Genomic DNA, 21,166 nt, shown 5'->3' on the forward strand with positions numbered 1-21,166 from the left:
GATTGCTAATGGTTTCGTTATCCGTTTTAGACCTGGTCATGATTGGGCAGGGAAAGAGCTTTGCCGACGCCGTTGACGAATCACGTCAGTTGGCACGGCACGTCGAGAACTACGGGTTCCGGCGCTATTGGGTGGCCGAGCACCACGACATGCCCGGCATTGGCTCGGCCGCAACTTCCCTGATCATCAGCGAAATCGCCTCGGTCACCTCATCCATCCGGGTTGGTTCCGGTGGCATCATGCTGCCCAATCACTCACCGCTCGTGGTCGCCGAGCAATTTGGTACGCTTGATAGCCTGTACCCTGGACGCATCGACCTGGGTGTGGGGCGGGCGCCTGGCAGCGGAGGCCCAACGGTTCAAGCACTTCGGCGCGGCGCGCCGGAACGCTCGTTTGGTCAGGATGTTGTGGAGGTCATGGATTATCTGGCCGACAACGGCAACCAGCGTGTGCGTGCTATCCCCGGGCGGCACGAGGTGCCAGTCTGGATTCTCGGTTCAAGCCTGTTCGGCGCAGAGCTTGCCGCTACGATGGGCTTGCCTTATGCATTCGCTTCGCATTTTGCGCCACGCTATCTACACCAGGCTATCGCGCACTATCGCAAGCACTTTCGTCCGTCGAAATACCTGGGTTCTCCTTATGTGATGGTGGGCGTGAACGTGTTCGCTGCCGACACGAACGAAGAAGCCGAGTACCTCGCCAGTTCCCATCGGCAGTGGATGCTAGACCTGCACGTGGGGCGCACAGGCCTGTTGCCGAAACCATCGGAAGGTTTTGTCGATGGCCTGTCACAACAGGAGCGCGAAGTTCTGGACCACGTTATGGCGTGCACCGTCGCTGGGGACAAGGCAAAAGTCGGAGCATGGATTCGCGACGTTGTTGCGCAAACTGGCGCGGACGAGTTGATGATCGACAGCCGCATCTACGACCCGGCATTGCGGATCCGTTCACATCAGTATGCTGCGGAGTCCGTCGCAGATCTTTAGGGGGCACGACAGCATGGATGATTGGGTCTTCAACGGACCGAGTGTCGCCCCCGAAGACCTGTTTATCGTGCGTCGAAAAATCGTCAGACTAGCCCCACGTTAGCTATGTCTGCGATTGTTCGCAAAGCGGGAAAAAACATTTAAAGGATTTGCGTCTTACCGGGTCTGGGAGTCGGATTTATAGTTCCCGGTCCGATTCCGTCGGATGGAAACGCTCCACTTAAAAATGATCAAGTGATCAATAAATGGAGTCTAACGACGAAAACGACATATCGCGCAAAGTTGCCTCCATTCAATTCATTTTAAGGGTGAGAAAATGCCTACACTTTTTGATTCATTCAACCTCGGTGACCTGAAGCTGCCGAACCGTATCGTGATGGCTCCGTTGACGCGCTCGCGCGCGGGCGAGAACGATGTGCCGACGGACTTGATGTCACGATATTACGTGCAGCGTGCAAGCGCAGGCCTCATCATCTCCGAAGCGATCAACATCACACGCCGGTCGCAGTCGTTTGAACGTTCACCGGGCCTCTATAGCGAGGCACAAACCGCCGGTTGGCGTAAAGTCGTATCGGACGTCCACGCAGCCGGTGGCCGTATCGTGGCGCAGCTCTGGCATACCGGGCGCGCGAGCTCGTTTGCGTTGCTGAATGGCGAGGCGCCGGTTTCTCCGTCGGGAGTCAACGACGATTTGCACACGCTGCACGTTTGGGGTCAATTGCGCAATGGTGCTTACACCAAGCTTCATGCGACGCCTTCGCGTGCCCTGACGACTGAAGAGGTACGCGAGGCGGTGATGGAGTATCGCAAGGGGGCGGAGAACGCGCTGGCGGCAGGGTTTGACGGCCTCGAAGTTCATGCCGCAAATGGCTATCTGATTCATCAGTTCCTCTCTCCGACGACCAATCAGCGCACCGACGAGTATGGCGGTTCGCTCGAAAACCGGACGCGCTTCTTGCGTGAAATCATCGAGCAAGTTGCTGAAGTCATGCCGCTCGGGCGCATTGGCGTGCGTATTTCGCCGTTCGCGGACTACAACAACGTTCGCGACCCGAACCCGGTCGAAACATACCGGTACGTCGCGGCGATGCTGGAGGAGTTGGGTGTGGGCTATCTGCACGTGGCCGATACCAACGGCTGGTTTGATCGTCCAGACCTCCCTGAGTTGCTTGAAATCGTCCGCCCTGCATATACGGGGTCGCTGATTGTGAATGGGGGCATCGACGGCGAGAAGGCGGAGAAGCTGGTTGGGGAAGGGCACGCGGATCTGGTGGCGTTTGGCCGGGCCTTTATCGCCAATCCCGACCTCGTGCATCGGCTCGAAAAGCGACTTCCCGTTTCCATGCCGACACCCGCTGAGTGGTATGGCGGCTCCGAAAAGGGTTATACGGACTTCCCGGTCTACTCGGCCGAGGCTGCGTAAGTTTCGCTGAGTATCAAGTTGCGGCGGCTGGAACAAGAACGACGGCACGGCTTTCGTTAGCGTGCCGTTCTGTGATTACGGGTGGACCCGGCGGCATTGTGTTCGACAAAATGAACGTCAGCATGGGTCCACGCGAGCATCAATCATGGGCAGACCATGGACAAACTTCAAACGATGCAGATATTCGTTCGTGTCGCGGATGCGAACAGTTTCACAAAGGCGGCTGACACACTGCATGTCACGCGATCTGTGGTGACTCGCGCCATCCAGGAGCTTGAAGACGACCTTGGTGTGCGGCTGATCAATCGAACCACACGGCGGCTTCATCTGACCGAAGAGGGGCGTCACTACTACGAAAGCGCGAAAGATATTCTCAATGCGGTCGAAGAGAGCGAGTCGATGTACAAGCACGGGATCGCTTCTCCGCGAGGTACGCTAAGGATCGAGGTTCAAACGTCGATCGCCAAATGCCTGATTGTGCCGAATCTGCACAAATTTCGTGAGTGCTATCCAGATATCGAACTGGCTATCGGGGTGAGTGACCGCATCGTTGATCTGGTCGAAGAGGGTGTGGACTGTGCCATACGCGTGGGGCAGTTGAGCGATTCCACGATGGTGGCGAAGCAGGTCGGCGTCTTTCGGCGAGTGACGGTTGCTTCACCCGCATATTTGAATCGAGAAGGGACGCCCAGGTCGCTCGAGGATCTCGAGACTCATCGAGCCGTTCACTACACATCAGGCAAGGATTCTCGCCCACCGATATTTGACTTCGTGAGTGAGGGGGGACCCGTGAGCGTGCGTATGAAGAGCAGCGTACAGGTCAACGATACGGATACTTTCGTTGCGCTCGCCAAAGCGGGGTTTGGCATCGTTCAGCCGGCAATATTCTCTGTCGAGAAGGCCTTGAGTACTGGCGAGTTGATCGAGATCCTGCCGCAAAATCCCGTTCCCAAAAAGCCTGTTTCGCTCGTCTACCCACATCGCGACAAGCTTGCGCCCAAGCTTCGGGTGTTTATTTCCTGGGTGACTGCATTGTTCGAAGATTCATCGCTCGCCTCAAGGGCCAATCCGTTCTCCGAGCGTCTTCGCACTCCGTCTGGGTCTGGTGACAAGGCGCCGTTGGTGGAAGCACCGGGTGACCTCGCACTTGCGACGCTAGACTGAGTCGGCTTGTGTACAACGCGGCTGCACGCTCAATTTTTCACGAGTACCCAACAAGGGCAGATTGAGATATTGTGAGAATGATTTGATGAACAACGCTGTGATCCGGATCGCCGGAACACGTATCAGAAGCCTGCGATGGACCTGCGAAAACTGCCGAACCTTGGCGCCCTGAAGGCGTTCGAAGCTGCCTCACGCCTCGGCAGTTTCTCGCGCGCCGCAGAAGAACTTTTTGTCACGCACAGCGCAGTGAGCCACCAGATCCGTTCGCTGGAAACAGACCTTGGGATGGCGCTGTTCAGGCGCGAGGGCAAGCGTGTCACGCTCACGGAGAGCGGACGGCGCTACGCAGACCAGATTCGCACCGCGCTCTTCGACATCGCCGCCGCGACAGAATCGATGCGCGCTGGCGACCGCGACCGGCGGCTCGTCATCAGCCTGTTGCCATCATTCGCGGCGCGCTGGATCACACCCCGTATCGGGCGTTTCATCGAGCGGTATCCCGGGATCGATGTCGAATTGCAGTCCACCAATACGATCACCAATTTCAATCGCGATGATGTCGATGTCGTCTTGCGTTTCGGAGATGGTGACTATCCGGATCTGTTTGTCGAGTTGTTGCTCGACGACGCATTCTTTCCCGTGTGCGCACCCACGTTCAACGGCGGATTGCTGCCGAAGACCCCGGCTGACCTTGTCCGCACTACCTTGTTGCGAAGTGATCATGACATGTGGCGAACGTGGTTCAAGGCAGCCGGTCTGAAAAACGTTACCGAGCCGCGGCGTGGCGTGCTGTATCAGGACGCGTCCCAACTCATACAGGCCGCGATCGACGCACAGGGGGTCGCGCTCGTACGCCGTTCGCTCGCGATGCACGAAATCGCGAACCGGCGGCTTGTGCGCCTGTTCGATATTGACGCGCCGAGCCCGTGGGCATACTGGTTCGCGTGCCCGCATGCGTTGCTGGAGACGGACAGGGTGCGCGCGCTGCGTGAATGGTTGAAGGAAGAGGCGACCGAGTTCCGGAGGTTGTACGAATAGCGCGCATGCTGACCGATTGCGCCCGGCGCCGCCTGGTTAGCGGCGCTGGGGCCAGAGTCAGTGTGCGGAGCCTCGTGTCATCGAGGCGAATACCCCATCGCGGCGAATCCAGGCATGATGCAGGGCGGCGCACAGGTGCGCTACAACGACGGCGAACAACAGGAACGCTAGCCACACATGGGCGAGGTGCAATCGCGCATACGCGACAGGTCCAGCCGACACCATAGGCGGGAGATACACATTTCCGTAGAGCTTCACCGGAACGTTGCCAGCCGAGAGCATGGCCCATCCGATTAGCGGCAAGGAGAACATCAGCGCGTACAGCAGGATGTGCGAGGCATGCGCCGCCGCGACCTGCCAGCGCGGCAGATCTGGCGGCAATGATGGTGTGCCGCGCGTCAGGCGATTCGCCGCGCGCATGAGCGCAAGCAGACCAATGGCGATGCCAAGCGGGCGATGTAAGTCGAGCAGCGATGGCCGCAGCGAAAGCGAGGCGACCATCGCCACGCCAATGAAGAGCATCGCGACGATCAATGCCGCCATGAGCCAATGGAGTAGCCGCGCAAGACGGTTGAAGTGAGTTGTACTGGTCATCTTGGGACTTCCTGACCGGTTGCGTCAGTTGCCTGGCCGCGAGCAATCTCGCGTTCACGGCGATTGTATGACTGGGCGTAGACGGTTGATCTCGCAGCCAGAACCGGATCATCGGACGGTTCGATGCCATTCGGTAGCACGAGTGGATCGAAATTGACGTCGCGGCAGGGACCCGTTGCCTGTGGCGTCATCTTGTCCAGCTCCAGCGTTCCGGCAACGATCTGAACTCGTCCTGCCGGCCAGGGGCGAGAGGGGTCGTCGATAGGATCGCCGGGAGCGGCTATCGTGACCACGAGATCCCAGCGAACCGGTCCCAGGGCAACGCGGCGTTCGAAGTCCTCACTTAGGTATTCGTTATCCGCGCCTGCGCGCTGTTGGGCAGACATGGCGACGAAAGGCTCCTGTGGACGCATCGCCCAGCGCACGTTGGTGCGTGCACCGATATCGTTGACAAACCGAAAGGCATCGACGCCGTTGAATTGTGTATTGGCCCAACTGTTCGGCCAAGGTGCCGTCGTTGCCCATGCGTCGTAGTTGCGGGCCTCCGGGTGCGCTGCGAAAAAGACATGCAATTTTTCCGGGTCCGGTTTGCCAGTCGCAGGGTCGGGTGCCGTCGCTAGACGTTGATCGTAGAACCCTTGCGGGGTCGAGACGGGGAAGAACGGAAAGCTGTTCATCGCGGTTCGCCACTGCTGCCCGTCGTCGGTGCGCAAGAGAAGCGCCATGCTTCGCACGCGTTGCGTTGCATCGGGCGCATGGGGATCCGCGCCCGCGATCGAAAGGCGGCCGAGTACCGGCACATTCGCCTGGTGGAATACACGCGCTTTTGAGAGGGACGCGGCGCCGGCAGCGGGCTGGAATCGGCCGGTTACGCAGATCCCTTTGCTGTGCGCGCGACGGAAGCCTGTATAGACTTTGCCGTTGGTCTGCTCCATGACGTCAACAAACCGTGTTGCCGTGACGCGTGTACCGATCCATCCCGCGGACCACCCCCACGCGGCAGTGACGGTGGTGCCGATCGCTGCAATGGCGAGGGCAGGTATGATGAGTTGTGCCAGGCGCTTTCGATTCGTGCGAATTGGGGTGGCGGACCGCCGGTCGATCTGTTTGTCAAGGTGGTGCGTCGTGCGCGATTTGCGGCGCATCGTCAGACCCGCTCGATGACGACGGCCAGTCCCTGACCCACGCCAATGCAAAGACTCACGACAGCATATCGGCCTTCGCGGCGTTCCAGTTCGCGCGCGGCATTGAGGAGGATTCTCGCGCCCGACGCGCCCAATGGATGACCCACTGCAATCGCGCCCCCATTCGGATTGACGCGCAGATCGTCGAACCCCACGTTCAGGAGTTTCAGGCAGCCGAGCACTTGAGCCGCGAACGCCTCGTTAACCTCGATGACGTCCATGTCCGCAAGGGTCAAGCCAGCGCGCTGCAAGGCCTTGGGAATGGCATACGCGGGTCCGACGCCCATCACGCGTGGCTCGACGCCAACCGCGGCGCCCGCGAGGATGCGTGCCATCGGTTTGGCTCCAGCAGCTTCCCCGACTGAACGGTTGCCGACCAATAGCGCGACGGCACCGTCATTGACGCCAGAGGCATTGCCGGCTGTTGTCACTCCGCCGGCTTGCAACGGGCGCAACGCGGCGAGCGTGGCAACCGTGGTATCCGCGCGCGGGTGTTCATCGAGCGTGACGACTTTCGGCGGACTCTTTTTTCCGGTTGGTACAGAGACAGGGAGAATCTCGCCGGCTAGAAAGCCCGAAGCCTGCGCCGCCGCGAATTTTGCCTGCGACTCAGCCGCAAACCGGTCGCTGTCCTCGCGAGTGAGGCCGAGATCGCTTGCTACGTTGTCGGCGGTTTGCGGCATCGTATCGTTGCCGAACTCGCGTTCGATCAGCGGGTTCGGAAAGCGCGCACCAATCGCCGAATCGTAGACCTTGAATTCGCGGCCAAATGCGGCCTCGCTTTTCGCAACGACGAATGGCGCGCGACTCATGCTCTCGACGCCTCCCGTGACATACAGTTCACCCTCTCCGGCTGTAATCGCCCTCGCTGTGTCGAGCACGGCGGCCAAGCCGCTCGAGCAGAGGCGGTTGACGGTCTGGCCGGGCGTGGTTGGCGGCAAGCCGGCCAACAGTGCCGCGTGGCGTGCCAGATTGCGGCTGTCCTCTCCGGCCTGGCATGCGCAACCGAGCACCACCTCCTCGATCTGGTGCGGCGCAAAGGGGCTGTCTTCGATGACGCGACGAATCACCGCCGCGACCAGGTCGTCGGGGCGAACGGGAGCGAGGGCGCCTGCCACCCGGCCAAAGGGTGTGCGCAGGCCGGCATAGAGATAAGCATCAAGCATGGTCGATTCCTGATAGGGATCCTGCGTGAACGGATTCAGTGCATTTAAGCATGAACATGATATTAATTAAGCGATGGCGCCATCAATTATCCGGAAATTCTAGCCTGAATGCGAGAGTCTGTCTTTATTATATGTAATGAACTTGACGTATAATTGATCGGTCGATAGTATCGCTTCTTCTGTATCGTGGCCTCAGGGCTGCCTTGGCAAGGCTGCGGCGGGCCGCGCCCAGCGGGGCCGTTATCGCTCGGAGATCGGCCCGGCGAACGATGCAGGCCATCCGGATGGGCACAGCGTCTATCCGGTCCCTCATCGATTTCGTTTCGTACCATCAATGGAAGCCATCGAAAGCCTCTTCTCAACGCTGAACGTAGTGGACTTCGCGAGCTACGTCGCGGGTCCGGCTGCAACGACCATCCTTTCCGATTTCGGTGCGACAGTCGTCAAGGTCGAGCCGCCGGGCACCGGGGACCCTTATCGACACTTTTACAAGGCGCCGCCCAACCCGGTTAGTGACTACAACTATCCCTGGCAACTCACCAACCGCAACAAGCAGAGCCTTGTGCTGGACCTCAAGTCTCCTGATGCGAAAGACGTCCTGGTCCGCCTTGTGAAGTGGGCCGATGTCGTTGTCGTCAATTTCCCGCCGAGCGTGAAGGAGAAACTCGGCCTCACATACGAGGCACTAGCGGAAGTCAACGAGCGCCTCGTTTACGCGGACATTACGGGTTATGGCGCGAAGGGACCGGAGGCGAACAGGCCGGGATTCGACGTGACCGCCTACTGGGCGCGCTCGGGGCTGATGGACGTGACTCGCGACGGCAACAGTCCGCCTACGGTGCCGATTCCTGGAATTGGCGATCACGCGACGGCATGCACGCTCTATTCCGCGATCGTGACCGGCTTGTATCGACGCGAGAAGACAGGCAAAGGCAGTCACGTGAGCACGTCGCTTATTGCCCAGGGCGCGTGGGCATCAGCGATGTGGATCGAGGGCGGACTGGGCGGTGCGCGCTTTTATGGCACGCAGAGCCGCAAGGCGCCGCAAAACGCGCTGCTCAACCCGTACAGGACTTCGGATGATCGCTGGCTGCTGCTCATCCTGCTTCAGGACAAGGACTGGTTCGCACTCGCAAAGGCAATGCAATTGCCGTCACTCCTTGCGGATCCGCGCTTCATCGATGGCAGGTCGCGCGCGGATTATGCGACCGATCTTGTCAACATCCTGGATGTCGAGTTTGCGCGGCATCCGCTGGCGTACTGGAAAGCGGTCTTCGACGAATATCGGGTGGTGTACGGTGTCGTGCAAGTCGCCGATGAAGTGGTCAACGACCCCCAGATGTACGCAAACGATATCTTCGTGCCGCTCGCGGAGCCGGGTAACGGCGCGACTCACACCGTAAGCAGCCCACTGCAGATCGCTGGCGTGACGAAAGTGCCGCCGCGCCGAGCGCCCGAACTCGGCGAGCATAGCTGCGCTGTGCTGCGAACGCTTGGCTACGACGAGGCCGAGATTGCCCGGCTGATCAGCGGCCAGGTCGTCGCATAGACGCTTGCCGCGAGGCCAAAGCCAAAACGCTTGCACATCTTTTCGCCTCGCATTGTCACGAGCCCCATCGTTTGCACAAACGACGGGGCTCGCGCTCGTCTGAGCGCCGCGAGCGAGGCTACGCGTTGTCTCGCATCGCTTTTTCTCCTGGACCCTGCGAACGCCCTGTGTACCGATAAGTAACATCTACATGTTATGAATTGGCGTGTGACTGTGAAATTAGCCGGGTAAACCACTGTCTGCCAAGATATACATATCAAGTACTTGACACAAATGTTCGATCTCGGCGACGATGTGCCTGTCGCTGCCATCGGCCAGGCTTGAAAAGGGAAATCGATAGGGAGTCAGCGAGCGGCGCGATGACGGTGACACGCGGGGCGCTGGAAGCGGCGCGCTTTCCGCCCTAAATGGGTGGCGCTATCAGGAGACGAGGAGAGCAAGACATGGACAACAAATTCGACGCGGGACTGGAGCGCAATGCGGCTAATTATCAGCCGATGACGCCGCTCCACCTGCTCGATCGTGCGGCTGAGGTTTTCCCCGACCAAACGGCGGTCGTCCACAAGGACAATCGCTATACGTGGGCGGAATATGCGCAGCGTTGCCGGAGCCTGGCGCGTGGCTTGATCCGCACGGGGATCCAGCGCGGCGATACCGTTTCCATTCTTGCGACAAATATCCCCGCGATGCTCGAAGCGCAATTCGGCGTTCCAATGTCGGGTGGGGTGCTCAACTGCATCAATATCCGGCTCGACGCTGCGGGCATCGCCTTCATTCTTCGGCATTCCGAAACGCGGCTGCTATTGGTCGACCAGTTGCTGGCGGACGTTGCCCGCGAGGCGGTGAAAATCGCGGGGATGGATATCACAGTTGTCGATATTCGGGATCAAGACGTTCCCGACGCGGCGCCGGTGGGCACGATCGAGTATGAGGAATTGATCGCGGGGGCTTCGGACGAGGTTCCGGTGCTATACCCCCAGGACGAGTGGGATGCGATTGCACTGAACTACACATCCGGCACGACGGGTAACCCGAAGGGCGTGGTGTACCACCATCGCGGCGCCTATCTAAATGCGCTCAGTGCGGTCATCTATGCAGGACTGAACATCGCGAAGCCCGTCTATCTATGGACTTTGCCGCTATTTCACTGCAACGGCTGGTGCTATGCGTGGGCACTGGCAGCAGTGGCTGGCACGCATGTATGCCTGCGCAAGGTCGCCGTCGAAGAGATCTACGATGCAATCGAACGCCATGGCGTGACGCACTTCTGTGGCGCGCCTGCTGTGCTGAGTGCGCTGGTGGACGGCAAGCCGGCGGGTTGGACGAAGCCCGCGACGAGCGTCTCGGTGGTTTGTGCGGGGGCGTCTCCTCCCGTGCGCGTGATCAGGCAGACGGAGGCGCTTGGATTCAACGTGATTCACGTCTATGGCATGACTGAGCAACACGGCGTCAATACGGTCTGCGTGCCGCAGGACTCGTGGCGGAATTTGAGCCAGGACGAAAGGCTCGCTCACATGGGGCGCCAAGGCGTACGCACGGCTGTCGCGGGCGAGATGACAGTGGCTGATTCAGCGACAGGCAACGCGGTGCCACGCGACGGCAAGACGTTGGGCGAAGTCATGTTTCGCGGCAACCTCGGCATGAAGGGATACCTGAAAAATAGTGAGGCGACGCGCGAAGCATTCGCGGGCGGCTGGTATCGCACAGGCGATCTCGCTGTCGTGCACGCGGACGGCTATATCGAGGTCCGAGACCGCCTGAAGGACATCATCATCTCCGGGGGCGAAAACGTCTCGTCGATCGAAGTCGAGGAAGTGCTCTGCGCGCACCCCGCAGTCGCGGGTGTGGCCGTCGTCGCCGTGCCCGATGAAAAGTGGGGCGAGGTGCCATGCGCGATTGTCGAATTGAGGCCGGAGGACGAAGGTGAGTTGACGCAGGACGACATTGTCCAGTTTTGCAGAACCAGGCTTCCCGGTTTCAAGACACCCAAGCACGTCATATTCGAGCCGATCGCGCGCACGGCAACCGGAAAGGTGCAGAAGTTCGCGCTCCGTCAGTATGCCGCAGCGGTGATAGCGGAGCGTGCGGGCAGCGACCTTCCCTGACGGTACGGACGAGTAAGAGAAACTTCGAAATCAATCTCGCCTTTCATGTGTTAAGGAATCCAGAATGAATTTCACGTCACAGCAGCTATCGTGGCAAATCGCCGCCAGAGCGCTCGCTCAAGATGACATTGCGCCACTGAACCGCGAGATGGATCAGAGCGATGCGTTTCCGGTCGCTTTGTTCGAGAAGATCGCGAAGGATGGTTACCTTGGCCTGCCTCTGCCAATCGAGTACGGCGGCAAGGGCGCAGACATGGTGTCAGCGGCGTTCGCCCTCGTGGAAATCTCGAAAGCCAACGCGGCAGTCGGATTCACGCTCGACGCACATTGGCTCTCCGTTGACACGATCTTGCATTTCGGTACTGACGACCAGAAGCGCGAGTACCTTCCGAAAGCGGCGGCCGGCATGCTCTGCGCGTTCGCGCTCACCGAACCCTCCGGCGGGTCGGATGCCGCGAGCATTCAGACGACGGCAATCAAGGACGGTGACGAGTACGTGCTCAACGGCACCAAGACGTGGTGCACGAATTCCGAGGTTGCGGGCCTCGTCATCGTCATGGCAAAGACCGATTCGTCCAGGGGCGACAAGGGGATGTCCGCCTTTCTGGTGGAAACCGGCACGCCGGGCTTCAAGGTCACGCGCAAGGAGAACAAGATGGGGCTGCGCGGCGGCTCCATGTCCTGCGAACTCTCCCTGGAAAACTGCCGGGTACATGAAAGCAGCCTGCTAGGTAGAGAGGGCGATGGGTTCCTGGTCGCGATGAAGGGTCTCGATGTCGCCCGGATCTGCATTTCGGCGGTTGCTATTGGCACCGCCGAAGCGGCGTATCAATACGCAAAGGCGCACGCGAGCAAGCGCAAGGCTTTTGGCGCGCCGATTGCCAGCTTTCAGGGCGTTCAGTTCAAGATCGCCGATACGGCCATCGGCCTTCAGGCCGCGCGGCTTCTATTGCGGGACGTGGCGAGCATGGCGGACGCCGGCACGACCCACCGCAAGGAGTCGGCCATGCTCAAGGTCTTCGCTTCCGACCTCGCAATGCAGGCTGCCTCCGACGCAGTTCAGATCTTTGGCGGGAATGGCTTTAGCAAGGACTATCCCGTCGAACAACTTTTCCGTGACGCGAAGGTGCTTCAGATCGGCGAAGGAGCCAACGAGGTTCTGAGGATGCTGATCGGCAGGATGTCCTTCGCTGAATAAAGCGTACTAACCCAGGAGTGTTTCAAATGCGCGGTCTTAAAGAAAAGGTTGTCGTTATCACAGGCGCTGCGGGCGGCATCGGTCGCAGCCTCTGCCAGCGTTTCTGCGAGGAGGGTGCACATGTCGTCGGCCTCGACTTGAGTCAAGCCGGTCTCGACGATCTCGGCAAGGCGCTCGAGCAATATGCCGGGCAACTCACGCTGCTTGCGCTCGACATCACCGACCACGCGGCGGTCCAACGCACGATTCAGCAGGTTCACGCGGACCTTAAGCGCATCGATGCGCTAGTGAATAACGCGGGCTGGGACGTTGCCATGCCTTTCATGGAAACGACGCCCGAGTTCTGGCAAAAAGTCGTCGCAATCAACCTGATGGGGCCGCTCAATCTCCATCATGCCGTGCTGCCCATCATGGTCGAGCAAGGGGGCGGCAAGATCGTCAATATTGCGTCCGATGCAGGTCGGGTCGGTTCGTCCGGCGAATCCGTCTATTCGGCCTGTAAAGGTGGCATCACATCGTTCAGCAAGACCGTGGCGCGCGAATGCGCGCGCAAGAATGTGCGCGTCAATGTCGTATGTCCCGGCCCGACCGACACTGCGCTGCTGCGCTCGTTCATGGGCGAGGGTGAGTTCGGCCAGAAAGTCTACGACGGCCTGTTGCGCGCGATCCCGCTGAAACGCCTCGGGCAGCCGGCCGATATCCCCGGCATCGTCGCATTCCTCACGAGCGACGACGCCGATTTCATCACCGGGCAGGTTGTTTCTGTTTCCGGCGGCCTGACCATGCATGGGTGACACGAACATGAGCCAATACACCGACATTCTCTACGAAGCAAAGGGCGGCGTGGCCCGCATCACGATCAACCGCCCCGAAAAGTACAACGCATTTCGCGGCAAGACCTGCGACGAACTGATCGACGCCATCCAACGCGCTGGCTGGGACAAGTCGATCGGTGTGATCGTCCTCACTGGCGCGGGCGAAAAGGCCTTCTGCACGGGCGGTGATCAATCGGCGCACGATGGCGGCTATGACGGCCGCGGCATCATCGGTTTGCCAGTGGAAGAACTGCAGGGCGTGATCCGCGATGTCCCGAAGCCGGTGATCGCGCGCGTGAACGGCTTTGCAATCGGAGGGGGCAACGTACTCGTTACCTGCTGCGATCTGGCCATTGCCGCGGACTCCGCGCAGCTCGGACAGGTTGGCCCGAAGGTAGGCTCGGTCGATCCGGGCTTCGGGACTGCGTTCCTCGCGCGCGTTGTGGGCGAAAAGAAGGCACGTGAGATCTGGTTTCTTTGCCGCCGCTATACGGCGCAGCAGGCCCTCGCGATGGGTCTTGTCAACGCCGTGGTGCCGATGGCCGAACTGGACGCCGAAGTCGACCGCTGGTGTCAGGAAATCATGCAACTGAGCCCGACCGCGATTGCCATCGCCAAACGCTCGTTCAATGCCGATTCCGATTCGATCCGCGGCATCGGTGGGCTCGGGATGCAGGCGCTGGCACTGTACTACGGCACCGCCGAGTCGCACGAAGGCGTTGCCGCCTTCATGGAAAAGCGCAAGCCGCGCTTTCGTCCGGAACCGACTGAAGGAGCCAGCGAATGAGCGTGTCGCTTTCCCATCGTGGCGACATAGCCGTCATTACGCTGGACCGGCCGGAGGCGATGAATGCGCTCAACGCGGCCATGATCGAGCGCATCGGCACGTTGATTGAGGAGGCGGCCGCCACCGCGCCGCGGGCGCTGCTGTTTGTCGGGGCGGGGGGCAAGGCTTTTTGCGCCGGCGCTGACATCAAGGAGTTGCTCGATAGAAGCGAGCACGAGCATCACAATGCTGCCCGCGCGGGCCAATGTACGTTTGCACGCCTCGATGCGTTGCCGTTTCCTTCGTTGGCCGTCATTCAAGGCGTAGCGCTGGGAGGCGGGCTCGAGCTCGCCATGGCGTGTACGTTTCGGGTCGCAGTTGCGGGCGCCAGATTCGGCTTGCCGGAAATCAAGCTAGGGCTCATTCCGGGCTACGGCGGCACGCAGCGTCTTCCGCTACTCGTGGGCAAGACTCGTGCGCTTGAGATGATTGCAAGCGGTCGGCTGGTCGGTGCGGAAGAAGCGAGGCAGATCGGTCTGATCGACGAGATCGTGGAGGATGGCGATCCGATTGAACATGGGCTGCGCTTCCTCGACAGGCTGGGTACGCGATTTCCCGCTGCTCTGACGTTTGCGCGGGCAGCGGTAGAAAAAGCCCTCACGGTCTCCTTGCAGGAAGGCCTGGTGGCTGAGGCCGAACTCTTCGTCAAGGCCACACAGACCGCGGATGCGCGCGAAGGGATGCACGCTTTTCTCGAGAAGAGGAAGCCTGCTTTCACCGGAAGCTAAAGCAGTTCGAACAACGCGAACGAGGCGCAGGTGGGGCGATCAGTCATCCTTAGCATAATTGAATGATCGACTGCCGCCCTCGTAGTCCGGAGTCAAGGAATGCATCAATATGAGCCCCCCATTCGGGATATCCAGTTTGTTCTTCAGGAACTAGCTGGAATCAGCGAAATTTCATCCCTGCCTGGGTATGACCACGCCCCTGCTGATGTGATCGATGCCGTGCTGACGGAGGCTGGCACGTTTGCGTCGGAAGTCATTGCGCCAATCAACCGTGTTGGTGACCTCGAAGGTGTGCGTCTTGAAGTGGGGCAACCGCGTATGCCATCTGGCTGGCAAGACGCCTATGAGCAATTCGTCTGGGCTGGGTGGAATGCGTTGGCAGTTCCGGCGTCGCTTGGCGGGCAAAATCTACCGCTTGCAGTCGCTGCGGCAGTTGACGAGATGTGGAACAGCGCCAGCGTGGCGTTTGCGTTGTTGCCGATGCTGACCAGAGGGGCGATTGACGTACTCGGTCGCGTTGGATCGGCCAGCCTGAGGGAGAAATTCCTTCCGCGAATGGTCAGGGGCGAATGGACCGGGACGATGGTTCTTACCGAACCCCAGGCGGGATCGGATCTCTCGGCCGTCCGCACGTCTGCGAGGCCGGCGAGCGACGGAACATACCGCCTGTCAGGAACGAAAATCTTCATCACGTACGGCGACCACGATCTCGCGGAGAACGTGGTGCATCTGGTGCTCGCGCGTATCGAGGGGGCGCCACCCGGTACTCGCGGTATCTCACTCTTCGCAGTCCCGAAGCGCCTTGTCAACGACGACGGTACGCTGGGGGAGCACAACGATGTTCGCTGCGTTTCACTCGAACGCAAGCTCGGGCTTCATGCAACCCCGACCTGCGTCCTCGCTTTTGGCGACGAAGCCGGTGCAGTGGCCTATATCGTCGGCGAGGAGAATCGCGGACTCGAGTACATGTTCATCATGATGAACGCGGCGAGATTTGCCGTGGGTCTCGAAGGAATCGGTATCGGGGAGCGAGCCTGGCAACTCGCACGCGACTATGCCAGGGAGCGCGTTCAGGGCGTCGAAGCGGGGAGCCGATCGGCAGAGAAGGTACCGATCATTCGACATCCCGACGTCCGGCGCATGCTGATGAGCATGAAGGCGCGGGTCGAAGCCATGCGGGCGCTAGGGCTCGTGATAGCCGCTAGCATGGACAGGGCGGAAGCCCACCCGGATCAGGCCATACGGGCCACGAATCAGGCATTTGTCGAACTCATGATGCCGATTGCAAAAGGCTGGTTCACGGAGACGGGCCTCGACATTGCATCGATGGGTATTCAGGTGCATGGCGGTACCGGGTTTATCGAGGAGACAGGCGCCGCGCAACTTCTGCGCGATGCGAGAATCACAACGATCTACGAAGGCACGACCGGAATTCAGGCCATGGACCTTGTCGGCCGGAAGGTGGGCCGCGATGGTGCAGCGACGATCCGGAGTCTCATTCAACTTATGCGGGAAGCCCAGACCTCGCTGGAATCGTCGAATCACGTCGATCTTCGGCGGATTGGGGCAGAACTCGGAAAAGCCATCGACGGACTGGCGGTTACCGTGGATTTTCTGGTCGACGCATACGCTCAGGCTCCAAAAAGGGCGCTCGCAGGCTCCGTGCCATTTCTCGAACTGCTCGGTACCGTCGCCTGCGGCTGGCAGATGGGACGAGCGGCCCTGGCAGCGCATCGACTGATACAGAGCGGCTCAAGCGAAACGGTATTCCTCGCAAACAAAATCACAACGAGCCGCTTTTATGCAGACCATGTGTTGCCAAACGCGACGTCGCTGAGCCACACCGTCATTCATGGCGCTGACTCGACGCTGGCGATGAACGAAGAGACATTCTGACTGACTCCATGCGCACCGCACCGTTTCCGCTCTTGCCGAAGCGGTGCGGAATCACTCACTGTCGAGCGCGAGGGCAAGCGCCCTGGCCAGATTGCGGCAATCCAGAGGGTCAAATGGGGAGCGCTGACGTGAGCTTGATTTGCTGGATTGGGATCTCCGTTTTCACGCTCTGAACGCCCTTGATTCGCGTGAGATGGTCGATCTGAAGTTGCCGATACGCATCCAGATCTGCCGCAACAACACGCAGCAGAAAGTCGCAATCGCCTGCCATGAGATGGCATTCGACCACCTGGGGGAGCTTCTGTATTTCGGCCGTAAAATGGTCAACGGTCTTCGAGTCCTGACTCGTGAGTGAAATGCGGACGAAGACGGTGAGTCCCGCTCCAATCTTCGCGGCATTGAGCAGCGCAACATACCGCTCGATCACACCGGCCTCCTCCAGGATCCGTACCCTGCGCAAGCACGGCGACGGTGACAATCCCACTTTCCCCGCAAGATCCACGTTCTGAATGCGCCCGTCTTCCTGAAGCGCGCGAAGAATGCTGCGATCGATTTCGTCCAGAGTATCCATGCTCGCTGGCCTTAAAGTTGCACGCTGATAGCAAATGCTGCGATGTACCAAATCGCAAGCACGCGATGCTAAAACGGCACAATATTAAGGCATAAACGCAACCCTCTGCTTTTTCTTTTGGGATAAATTATTAGCTTCTTCTATAGCTGGCGGGGCCGTCCCGCTACACATCAAGGAGCGGAGGCAATGAGCACCAACGACACGCTGTCATTCCAGTTCGAACGCAATGCCAATCCGGTTGAGGCAACCCAGCGCGCTGCGTTGCTCGAGAATCCGGGGTTCGGGCGCGTGTTTACCGACCACATGGCGACGATTCACTATTCCGACGCGCGCGGCTGGCACGACGCGAAAATCTGTCCGCGTGGACCGTTCAGCCTGGATCCTGCGACGCTCGTGCTTCACTACGCACAAGAAATATTCGAGGGCATGAAGGCCTATCGGCTGCCGGATGGCGGAGCCACGTTGTTCCGGCCAGACGCAAACGCACGACGTTTTCGCAATTCGGCCGAGCGTCTCGCGATGCCCTTGCTGCCCGAAACGCTGTTTGTTGATTCGGTACGCGAACTCGTGCGTACCGATAGGGACTGGATCCCGTCTGCGGATGGCTCCGCGCTGTATCTCCGCCCATTCATGATTGCCACCGAAGCCGTGCTGGGGATGAAGCCTTCGCCAGAGTACCTTTACTGCGTGGTGGCCACGCCAGTAGGCGGGTACTTCAAGGGCGGCGCCTCGGCTGTGACTCTCTGGGTGTCGGAAGACTATACGCGTGCTGCGCCTGGCGGCACCGGGGACGCGAAATGCGGCGGCAACTACGCGGCGAGTCTCGCGGCGCAAGCGCAGGCAACTCGTGAAGGCTGCGATCAGGTCGTGTTCCTGGACGCGGTTGAGCGCCGGTGGGTCGAGGAACTCGGCGGCATGAATGTGTTCTTCGTCTTCAACGACGGCTCGATCCAGACGCCGCCGCTGACGGGGACGATTCTGCCAGGCATTACGCGCGCGTCGCTGATCACGCTCGCCCGCGATCTCGGTGTCACTGTGCGCGAGGAACCCTATGCCATCGATCAATGGCAGGCGGACGCAAAGAGCGGTCGCCTGGTTGAGGCGTTCGCGTGCGGGACGGCAGCGGTCGTGACGTCCATCGGCAAGGTGAAAGGTCGTAACCACGAGTTCACAATCGGTGACGGGAACGGCGGCCCGGTCACCGCCCGTCTAAAGTCCGCGTTGCTCGACATTCAGAATGGTCGTGCACCGGATCATCACGGCTGGCTTGACCGCTTGTTCTGAGCTAAGCCACATCGTTGCAAGACAGTAACCAGGAGTGTTGAGCATGACACACGGAACGGCGCGTTCCGCCCCTCCACAAGAGGAGGAGATCGGCTTTATCGGACTAGGCGTGATGGGCCAGCCCATTGCGCTGAATCTCGCGAAGGCCGGAACACGGTTAGTGGTCTGGAATCGTTCTGCGGAACGCGTCGATCCGCTGCGCGTAGCAGGCGCGGTTGTCGCTGGGAATGTAGACGAAGTATTCACGCGCGCGCGCATTGTCATCGTCATGCTGGTGAACGAGTCAGCGCTTGACGCGGTGCTTCGGCGCGGCACCGCTGAGTTTGCGAGACTGGTAGCCGGTCGCGTCGTTGTTTCGATGGGTTCGAACTCTCCTGACTATTCGCGCGCGCTCAGCGCGGATATTCGCGCCGCGGGCGGCGAGTACGTGGAAGCGCCGGTGTCGGGCTCGAAAAAGCCAGCCGAAAACGCGCAGCTAGTTTCATTACTGGGCGGCGAAGCTGAAGTGGTGGCGCGGATTACGCCTCTGCTCGCACCCATGTGCCGAAAGGCGATTTACTGCGGCCCGGTCGGTAGCGCGCTTCTGATGAAGCTCGCGATTAACCTGTATTTAAACGCCATGCTCGTCGGCCTGGCTGAAGCCGTGCATTTTGCAGACCGCCATGATCTGGATCTCGAGAAGTTCCAGTCAGCGATCGACGCGGGTCCGATGGCCAGTGACGTGACGCGTGTGAAGATCCCCAAACTCGTCAAGCGTGATTTTTCGGTTCAGGCGGCCACGGCTGATGCGTTCAACAGTACGAGACTCATTGCGGATGCGGCGCGCGCTGCAGGACTTGCATCGCCACTTATCGATCTGAGTAGCGAGCTGTTTGGCGAAAGTGTCGGTCTCGGGAATGGGCGGCTAGATATGGTTTCTGTCGTTGAAGCAATAGAAGCCCGCACGAACGCACTCGCACCTGAGTCTCCGAGCGACGTGTCCGAGACGGTTGCGATGATCGGATAGCGAATAATCGGTGCGCCGGGCTTCAATAGCCCGCTCGTCAAGGTTCGTCATACTGACAGTCAGTACACGGGCAGTGGCTAGTCCTGATTGAAATCCAATATTTTCGATTTGCCACGCTAGCGTGGTCGGGTAATTTGCGCCCTCGAGAATATGTCTAACACTTATTTAGCTATGAAACTCTCTTCTTCGGTTGCCACGCTGGCAACGTCTGCCGTCCTCATCGCATGTAGTTTTAACGCCAATGCGGACACTGTAAAGATCGCCATTGCCGGCCCGTTCAGCGGCCCGGTCGCACAGTACGGTGACATGGTCAAGGCGGGCGTGTTGACCGCAATCGAGCAGATCAATGCTGCGGGCGGTGCGAACGGCAACAAGCTCGAAGCCGTCCTGATGGACGACTCATGCGAGCCGAAGCAGGCTGTCGCCGTCGCCAACAAGATCGTTTCGCAGCACATCCAGTACGTGGTCGGCCACCTCTGCTCGGGTTCGACGATCCCCGCATCGGACATCTACGAGAACGAAGGCGTGGTCATGATCACGCCATCGGCCACCGCGCCGCAGCTTACCGAAGGCAAGAAACGCCAGTTCATCTTCCGCACCATCGGCCGTGACGACCAGCAAGGTCCGGCAGCCGCTGCCTACATCATCAACAAGGTCAAGCCGAAGAAGGTTGCGATCCTGCACGACAAGCAGTCGTACGGTCAGGGCATCGCCACGTCGGTCAAGGCCGCGCTCGACAAGGCGCACATTCCCGTCGTCGTGTTCGAAGGCATCAATGCTGGTGATTCGGACTACTCCGCAGTCGTCACGAAGCTCAAGGCGGAGGGTGTCGACTTCGTTTATTTCGGAGGCTATCACCCGGAGATGGGCTTGCTCTTGCGCCAGTCGCGTGAACAGGGCGTGAAGGCCACGTTCATGGGTCCGGAAGGCGTGGGCAACAAGGACGTGACGGCGATCGCCGGCCCGGCTTCGGAAGGCATGCTCGTCACGCTGCCCGCCGACTTCGCATCGGACCCCGCCAACGCCAGGATCGTGAAGGCATTCGCCGACGCCAGGCGCGACGCAAACGGCCCGTTCCAGATGCCGGCCTACGCCGCAATCGAGGTGATCGCCGACGGCATTGCCGGCGCGAAAAGCACGGACCCGACCAAGGTCGCGGCTTACCTGCACAAGAACGCGTTCAACACGCCGATCGGCAAGGTCGAGTACGACGCACAGGGCGACCTCAATTCGTTCCGCTTCGTCGTCTACACGTGGCACAAGGACGCCAGCAAGACTGTCGCTGCCAACTAGTGACATTTGCCAACCCGCGTTCCTTATTCCGCTATCTGTATGAAGTCGGGACGCGGGTCAATGCTTCCGGGCTGTGCCTTGTCGTGCGTGGGGCAGTACGAGACCAGAAGATACGCACCGCACCATTGGAAGCTTTCCCGATATGAATGATTTCCTCTTTCAGTTCACCCAGCAGCTCGTCAACGGGCTCACGCTGGGTGCGATCTATGCGCTGATCGCCATCGGCTACACGATGGTCTACGGCATCATCGGCATGATCAACTTCGCTCACGGCGAGATCTACATGATCGGCGCCTATGTGGGCCTCGTCACGCTCACGGCCATCGGCACCTCGGCGGGC

At 60.0% G+C, this 21,166-nt stretch carries 19 protein-coding genes; 15 read left to right on the forward strand and 4 right to left on the reverse strand.

Annotated features, from left to right (window positions below):
- Positions 1-8 precede the first annotated feature (8 nt).
- The 4 genes from U5A58_RS05400 to U5A58_RS05415 all read left to right on the forward strand — a co-directional run bounded on the left by U5A58_RS05400 (position 9) and on the right by U5A58_RS05415 (position 4,611).
- Positions 9-986: an LLM class flavin-dependent oxidoreductase gene (locus U5A58_RS05400; protein ID WP_321960600.1), complete on the forward strand. Its 978-nt coding sequence runs from the start codon at positions 9-11 to the stop codon at positions 984-986.
- A gap of 316 nt (positions 987-1,302) precedes the next feature.
- Positions 1,303-2,409, forward strand: coding sequence for an alkene reductase (locus tag U5A58_RS05405; protein WP_321960601.1), 1,107 nt, complete (start codon positions 1,303-1,305; stop codon positions 2,407-2,409).
- Between the two features lie 156 nt (positions 2,410-2,565).
- Positions 2,566-3,573 carry a LysR family transcriptional regulator gene (locus U5A58_RS05410; protein ID WP_321960602.1) on the forward strand — a complete coding sequence of 336 codons (1,008 nt, stop codon included), beginning with the start codon at positions 2,566-2,568 and terminating at the stop codon, positions 3,571-3,573.
- 135 nt (positions 3,574-3,708) lie between these two features.
- Positions 3,709-4,611 carry a transcriptional regulator GcvA gene (locus U5A58_RS05415; protein ID WP_321960603.1) on the forward strand — a complete coding sequence of 301 codons (903 nt, stop codon included), beginning with the start codon at positions 3,709-3,711 and terminating at the stop codon, positions 4,609-4,611.
- A gap of 57 nt (positions 4,612-4,668) precedes the next feature.
- Here the strand turns inward: U5A58_RS05415 and U5A58_RS05420 are convergent, their stop codons facing one another.
- Genes U5A58_RS05420 through U5A58_RS05430 form a run of 3 tightly spaced genes read right to left on the reverse strand, consistent with a single transcriptional unit; the run spans position 4,669 to position 7,555 of the window.
- Positions 4,669-5,205: a cytochrome b gene (locus tag U5A58_RS05420; RefSeq protein WP_321960604.1), complete on the reverse strand. Its 537-nt coding sequence runs from the start codon at positions 5,203-5,205 to the stop codon at positions 4,669-4,671.
- Complete coding sequence (locus U5A58_RS05425; RefSeq protein WP_321960605.1) at positions 5,202-6,350, reverse strand: catalase family peroxidase; 1,149 nt, start codon at positions 6,348-6,350, stop codon at positions 5,202-5,204. The genes U5A58_RS05420 and U5A58_RS05425 overlap by 4 nt, the downstream gene beginning before the upstream one ends.
- 2 nt (positions 6,351-6,352) lie before the next feature.
- A complete protein-coding gene (locus U5A58_RS05430) occupies positions 6,353-7,555 on the reverse strand; it encodes a 3-oxoadipyl-CoA thiolase (protein ID WP_321960606.1) in 1,203 nt (400 codons plus the stop codon).
- A 334-nt stretch (positions 7,556-7,889) separates the two neighbouring features.
- Here U5A58_RS05430 and U5A58_RS05435 point away from each other — a divergent pair, with 334 nt between their 5' ends.
- The 7 genes from U5A58_RS05435 to U5A58_RS05465 all read left to right on the forward strand — a co-directional run bounded on the left by U5A58_RS05435 (position 7,890) and on the right by U5A58_RS05465 (position 16,672).
- Complete coding sequence (locus U5A58_RS05435) at positions 7,890-9,104, forward strand: CoA transferase (protein WP_321960607.1); 1,215 nt, start codon at positions 7,890-7,892, stop codon at positions 9,102-9,104.
- A gap of 443 nt (positions 9,105-9,547) precedes the next feature.
- On the forward strand, positions 9,548-11,209 hold the full coding sequence (locus U5A58_RS05440) for an AMP-binding protein (protein ID WP_321960608.1): 1,662 nt from the start codon (positions 9,548-9,550) through the stop codon (positions 11,207-11,209).
- 64 nt (positions 11,210-11,273) lie between these two features.
- Positions 11,274-12,407 carry an acyl-CoA dehydrogenase family protein gene (locus tag U5A58_RS05445; protein ID WP_321960609.1) on the forward strand — a complete coding sequence of 378 codons (1,134 nt, stop codon included), beginning with the start codon at positions 11,274-11,276 and terminating at the stop codon, positions 12,405-12,407.
- A gap of 26 nt (positions 12,408-12,433) precedes the next feature.
- Positions 12,434-13,201: a glucose 1-dehydrogenase gene (locus U5A58_RS05450; RefSeq protein ID WP_321960631.1), complete on the forward strand. Its 768-nt coding sequence runs from the start codon at positions 12,434-12,436 to the stop codon at positions 13,199-13,201.
- A gap of 7 nt (positions 13,202-13,208) precedes the next feature.
- Positions 13,209-14,009, forward strand: coding sequence for an enoyl-CoA hydratase-related protein (locus U5A58_RS05455; protein WP_321960610.1), 801 nt, complete (start codon positions 13,209-13,211; stop codon positions 14,007-14,009).
- Positions 14,006-14,776, forward strand: a complete 771-nt coding sequence (locus U5A58_RS05460) for an enoyl-CoA hydratase/isomerase family protein (RefSeq protein ID WP_321960611.1) — start codon at positions 14,006-14,008, stop codon at positions 14,774-14,776. The genes U5A58_RS05455 and U5A58_RS05460 overlap by 4 nt, the downstream gene beginning before the upstream one ends.
- Before the next feature lie 99 nt (positions 14,777-14,875).
- Positions 14,876-16,672: an acyl-CoA dehydrogenase gene (locus U5A58_RS05465; RefSeq protein ID WP_321960612.1), complete on the forward strand. Its 1,797-nt coding sequence runs from the start codon at positions 14,876-14,878 to the stop codon at positions 16,670-16,672.
- Positions 16,673-16,781: 109 nt separating this feature from the next.
- Here U5A58_RS05465 and U5A58_RS05470 read toward each other — a convergent pair whose 3' ends face one another.
- Positions 16,782-17,243, reverse strand: coding sequence for an Lrp/AsnC family transcriptional regulator (locus U5A58_RS05470; protein ID WP_321960613.1), 462 nt, complete (start codon positions 17,241-17,243; stop codon positions 16,782-16,784).
- Positions 17,244-17,429: 186 nt separating this feature from the next.
- Between U5A58_RS05470 and U5A58_RS05475 the strand changes: the two genes are divergently transcribed.
- The 4 genes from U5A58_RS05475 to U5A58_RS05490 form a co-directional block, all read left to right on the forward strand.
- Positions 17,430-18,527: a branched-chain amino acid aminotransferase gene (locus U5A58_RS05475; protein WP_321960614.1), complete on the forward strand. Its 1,098-nt coding sequence runs from the start codon at positions 17,430-17,432 to the stop codon at positions 18,525-18,527.
- A gap of 43 nt (positions 18,528-18,570) precedes the next feature.
- Positions 18,571-19,533, forward strand: coding sequence for an NAD(P)-dependent oxidoreductase (locus U5A58_RS05480; RefSeq protein ID WP_321960615.1), 963 nt, complete (start codon positions 18,571-18,573; stop codon positions 19,531-19,533).
- 171 nt (positions 19,534-19,704) lie between these two features.
- Complete coding sequence (locus U5A58_RS05485; RefSeq protein WP_321960616.1) at positions 19,705-20,826, forward strand: branched-chain amino acid ABC transporter substrate-binding protein; 1,122 nt, start codon at positions 19,705-19,707, stop codon at positions 20,824-20,826.
- A gap of 142 nt (positions 20,827-20,968) precedes the next feature.
- Positions 20,969-21,166, forward strand: a 198-nt coding sequence (locus U5A58_RS05490) for an ABC transporter permease subunit (RefSeq protein ID WP_415774168.1), incomplete at its 3' end; no start/stop codon positions are given.

Origin of the sequence: Paraburkholderia sp. J7, assembly GCF_905220155.1 — a bacterium.
Taxonomy (GTDB): domain Bacteria; phylum Pseudomonadota; class Gammaproteobacteria; order Burkholderiales; family Burkholderiaceae; genus Paraburkholderia.

What these genes read in the sequence shown, in the direction of transcription:
- U5A58_RS05445 (WP_321960609.1), top strand. Translation starts at nt 11,274, where the DNA reads ATGAATTTCACGTCACAGCAGCTATCGTGGCAAATCGCCGCCAGAGCG.
- U5A58_RS05450 (WP_321960631.1), top strand. Translation starts at nt 12,434, where the DNA reads ATGCGCGGTCTTAAAGAAAAGGTTGTCGTTATCACAGGCGCTGCGGGC.
- U5A58_RS05470 (WP_321960613.1), bottom strand. Translation starts at nt 17,243, where the DNA reads ATGGATACTCTGGACGAAATCGATCGCAGCATTCTTCGCGCGCTTCAG.
- U5A58_RS05425 (WP_321960605.1), bottom strand. Translation starts at nt 6,350, where the DNA reads ATGCGCCGCAAATCGCGCACGACGCACCACCTTGACAAACAGATCGAC.
- U5A58_RS05415 (WP_321960603.1), top strand. Translation starts at nt 3,709, where the DNA reads ATGGACCTGCGAAAACTGCCGAACCTTGGCGCCCTGAAGGCGTTCGAA.
- U5A58_RS05435 (WP_321960607.1), top strand. Translation starts at nt 7,890, where the DNA reads ATGGAAGCCATCGAAAGCCTCTTCTCAACGCTGAACGTAGTGGACTTC.
- U5A58_RS05440 (WP_321960608.1), top strand. Translation starts at nt 9,548, where the DNA reads ATGGACAACAAATTCGACGCGGGACTGGAGCGCAATGCGGCTAATTAT.
- U5A58_RS05430 (WP_321960606.1), bottom strand. Translation starts at nt 7,555, where the DNA reads ATGCTTGATGCTTATCTCTATGCCGGCCTGCGCACACCCTTTGGCCGG.
- U5A58_RS05455 (WP_321960610.1), top strand. Translation starts at nt 13,209, where the DNA reads ATGAGCCAATACACCGACATTCTCTACGAAGCAAAGGGCGGCGTGGCC.
- U5A58_RS05475 (WP_321960614.1), top strand. Translation starts at nt 17,430, where the DNA reads ATGAGCACCAACGACACGCTGTCATTCCAGTTCGAACGCAATGCCAAT.
- U5A58_RS05480 (WP_321960615.1), top strand. Translation starts at nt 18,571, where the DNA reads ATGACACACGGAACGGCGCGTTCCGCCCCTCCACAAGAGGAGGAGATC.
- U5A58_RS05410 (WP_321960602.1), top strand. Translation starts at nt 2,566, where the DNA reads ATGGACAAACTTCAAACGATGCAGATATTCGTTCGTGTCGCGGATGCG.
- U5A58_RS05465 (WP_321960612.1), top strand. Translation starts at nt 14,876, where the DNA reads ATGCATCAATATGAGCCCCCCATTCGGGATATCCAGTTTGTTCTTCAG.
- U5A58_RS05405 (WP_321960601.1), top strand. Translation starts at nt 1,303, where the DNA reads ATGCCTACACTTTTTGATTCATTCAACCTCGGTGACCTGAAGCTGCCG.
- U5A58_RS05460 (WP_321960611.1), top strand. Translation starts at nt 14,006, where the DNA reads ATGAGCGTGTCGCTTTCCCATCGTGGCGACATAGCCGTCATTACGCTG.
- U5A58_RS05400 (WP_321960600.1), top strand. Translation starts at nt 9, where the DNA reads ATGGTTTCGTTATCCGTTTTAGACCTGGTCATGATTGGGCAGGGAAAG.
- U5A58_RS05420 (WP_321960604.1), bottom strand. Translation starts at nt 5,205, where the DNA reads ATGACCAGTACAACTCACTTCAACCGTCTTGCGCGGCTACTCCATTGG.
- U5A58_RS05485 (WP_321960616.1), top strand. Translation starts at nt 19,705, where the DNA reads ATGAAACTCTCTTCTTCGGTTGCCACGCTGGCAACGTCTGCCGTCCTC.